This is a genomic window from Rhodohalobacter sulfatireducens, from assembly GCF_022012475.1.
GTDB classification, from domain to species: Bacteria; Bacteroidota; Rhodothermia; order Balneolales; family Balneolaceae; genus Rhodohalobacter; species Rhodohalobacter sulfatireducens.
The window spans coordinates 1-834 of record NZ_JAKLWS010000101.1; the positions used below are offsets into that span (position 1 = coordinate 1).

Here is an 834-nt window from a genome sequence, read left to right on the forward strand (position 1 = left end):
GGTCAACGTAGCAAACCGCCGTATACGCGACCCGTATGTACGGTGGTGGGAGAGGCGCACCGTGGGCTTATTGCTCACGGCCGTCTACTCGATTAGGTTTCCCGACTACTCGGTTCTTGTTTTCCAAGACTCTGGACTTCTTCTCTGATGTAAAATTGCAAAGACTGTAATTGTTTCTTCTTCATTGACGAAATAGATAGAAAAGGGAAAGCGGTTGGTTAAAGCGCGATGAACTCTGTCTTTATAAACAACTTGGTGATGAAGAGGATTACGACTGATTTCTGAAAGTTTTGCGTCAACGCAGCGAATGAACTCTTGGCCTAATCCATGATTCTGTTCTTGATACCACTGGAATGCATCATCTAAATCTTGCTGTGCATCTTCGGTAAGTATTAACATTTTGGGCACAGCGATCTATAGATACTTTTGACGGACTTCTTTCCAGGAAGAACCATTCTTTTTGTCTTCTTCTAAAGTCTTGAGGCGTTGCTCTAAAATAGATTTGTGATGATCAGGAACTTCAACCTCTTCAGGGTCAGAAGCAATAGAATCCCATAAGGCTTCGACTAAGAGCAATTTTTCATTTTTGTTAAGCTTTGACAGCTCGTTGATAAGAGTCTTTTCCATTACAGAAACTTTGTTTTGCAATTACAGACTTAAGTTGAATAAAAACGAGCTTGAAAGCAATTAATTGAGATAGAAACTAGCAAAAGTTGGAGGGAACCTAACGGCTCCTGGCTTGTGCTGCCAGCCCGTTTCTATTTAGTTGACTCCGAAGACCAACCTGGTCAGCACGAAGCCATTGTTAACCAACCTTGTGCGGATCATCTGGTC

General features: G+C 42.3%; 2 protein-coding genes. Both read right to left on the minus strand.

Annotation, left to right across the window (positions count from 1 at the left end; genetic code table 11):
- Positions 1 to 105: 105 nt before the first annotated feature.
- Positions 106 to 399 carry a type II toxin-antitoxin system RelE/ParE family toxin gene (locus L6773_RS21265; protein ID WP_237856688.1) on the minus strand — a complete coding sequence of 98 codons (294 nt, stop codon included), beginning with the start codon at positions 397 to 399 and terminating at the stop codon, positions 106 to 108.
- Between the two features lie 15 nt (positions 400 to 414).
- Positions 415 to 627: an addiction module protein gene (locus L6773_RS21270; protein WP_237856689.1), complete on the minus strand. Its 213-nt coding sequence runs from the start codon at positions 625 to 627 to the stop codon at positions 415 to 417.
- Positions 628 to 834: the final 207 nt, after the last annotated feature.

What these genes read in the sequence shown, in the direction of transcription:
- L6773_RS21270 (WP_237856689.1), bottom strand. Translation starts at nt 627, where the DNA reads ATGGAAAAGACTCTTATCAACGAGCTGTCAAAGCTTAACAAAAATGAA.
- L6773_RS21265 (WP_237856688.1), bottom strand. Translation starts at nt 399, where the DNA reads ATGTTAATACTTACCGAAGATGCACAGCAAGATTTAGATGATGCATTC.